General features: G+C 45.2%; 3 protein-coding genes and 1 pseudogene. All 4 read left to right on the top strand.

All coding sequences use genetic code 11. From position 1 onward, the window contains the following. Positions 1-415 (top strand): annotated as a pseudogene (locus KDK19_RS14950) (hypothetical protein); the annotation flags it as partial. Then, complete coding sequence (locus KDK19_RS14945) at positions 387-866, top strand: glycosyltransferase (RefSeq protein ID WP_257292262.1); 480 nt, start codon at positions 387-389, stop codon at positions 864-866. The pseudogene KDK19_RS14950 and the gene KDK19_RS14945, both read left to right, overlap by 29 nt. A gap of 12 nt (positions 867-878) precedes the next feature. Further along, the gene (locus KDK19_RS14940; RefSeq protein WP_257282285.1) at positions 879-1,595 is read left to right on the top strand and encodes a glycosyltransferase family 32 protein; all 717 of its coding nucleotides are present in this window, start codon (positions 879-881) and stop codon (positions 1,593-1,595) included. Positions 1,596-1,624: 29 nt separating this feature from the next. Beyond that, the coding region (locus KDK19_RS14935; RefSeq protein WP_306801355.1) for a lipopolysaccharide kinase InaA family protein at positions 1,625-1,899 on the top strand (275 nt) is incomplete at its 3' end.

The raw sequence follows: 1,899 nt of genomic DNA, 5'->3' as shown, positions 1-1,899 counted from the left end.
GGATAAAGCCCAATCAAAAGGCTGGTGGTATCGGCTCACGCCACGCTTCCGACACTACAAGGCCTTTGAAGAAGCGGTTTTCTCTCAGGAAAGCAAAACCGTTTCCCTGCTGATATCGGCCCTGCAAAAGCCTGTTTTTCAGCATTATTACCACACCCCTGAAGAACGCATTCACTTGCTTCCTCCGGGTATTTCAAGAGATCGATGCCGACCCGACAATGCTGATGCCATTAGAGCAGAATTCAAAAAAGCTTTTGCCCTCACTGATGAAGACAAGCTGGTTCTAATGGTAGGTTCAGGCTTCAAAACCAAAGGTTTGGACCGAGCCATCAAGGCTATTGCCTCATTACCCGCGCACCAAAAAACAAAGCACGCGATTCTTTGTTATGGGTCAGGACAAACAAAAACCCTTTGAGTCACTGGCCAAACAATTGGGCATTGAGCATCAGCTTCGTTTTTTTGCTGGCCGTGATGATGTCCCTCGATTTCTGCTGGGTGCAGACCTGCTGATTCATCCAGCGTACAACGAGAATACTGGTACCGTTCTGCTCGAAGCACTGGTTGCAGGACTGCCTGTGCTGACCACCGATGTCTGTGGCTATGCACACTATATCCGTGACGCCAAAGCAGGCACCGTACTGCCCAGTCCTTTTAACCAGGGCTCTCTGAATGAGGCTCTCAGCACAATGCTTGAGTCAGAGCATTGGCTGGAATGGCAAAACAACGCCCTTGCTTTTAGCCGCTCTGAGGATCTGTATAGCCTTCCTGAGCAGGCTGCTGATGTTATTATTGAACAGGCTGATCGAAAGTCTGGCAAGAATGCCTGGCCCACTCCCAGCAATCAGTCGTTGAAGTCATATTTATAGGCGTACGAGTCAATGCACCCTAAAAAGATTCATTATTGCTGGTTTGGTGGACCACTTCCTGAACAGGAACGACTTTATATCAAGAATTGGCAGAACGTCTTTCCTGATTATGAAATCATACATTGGAATGAAGACAACATTCCGAGAGGGCACCCATACCTTGAAAGCATGCTTAGTGCTAAAAAGTGGGCGTTTCTGGCTGACTATGTTCGCCTGTATGTTTTATACGAACATGGTGGTATCTATTTCGATACCGATATCGAGGTTAAGCAGAACTTTGAACATGAACTTCAAGATGATGTCTGCTGCCTTTTTGGTTTTGAATCCGATGAAAATCACCATAGGTGCTACATAGGCACTGCTGTGATTGCTGCCAAAAAACAGGCACCTTTTGTCAAAACCCTCATGAATCAGTACGATATAAAGCTAGCTAAGAGGATCCTTAGAAAAGATCATCTGACAGGCCCCAAACTGTTAACGAAATTACTTCAAGAAAAAGGACTCAGGAAGGCTGTTACTCAAAAGATTGAGGGTATCAAGTTACTTCACAGATCCTTTATGTACCCTGATCAGCAAAATACCCATGAGGTTGAGCACTGCTATACCATTCATCATGAAGTCGGCTCCTGGGTACCCACGTCAAGGTCAATGTCCCTGAAAAATAAACTTTTCAAGAAAAAAAGAAAGCTTTCTGAGTGGCTGGATAAGTCATTCAAATCTCACCAATAGTAGTGTCTGGATACTGAAATTCTGGCTTCATGTTTTATCTTAGAGACGATTTTAAAAAAGCCTGGCAAGGCAAGGATCCTCAATCACTGCTGGAAACAATGGATGGAGAGGTCTATAGAGCACTTGAGGCTCGTCGTACCTTTCGATTTGAACTGAACGGTAAAGGCTATTTTGCAAAAGTGCATGGCGGCGTGGGCTGGTTTGAAATTCTCGAGAACTTTTTGCATTTACGCAAACCGGTTCTTGGCGCCAGAAATGAATGGGAAGCCCTGAACAAACTCCATGAGATTGGCATTGATACTAT

Source organism: Endozoicomonas sp. ONNA1 (assembly GCF_024606325.1).
Classification (GTDB): Bacteria; Pseudomonadota; Gammaproteobacteria; order Pseudomonadales; family Endozoicomonadaceae; genus Endozoicomonas_A.
This window is presented reverse-complemented; position numbering and strand designations above follow the sequence as displayed.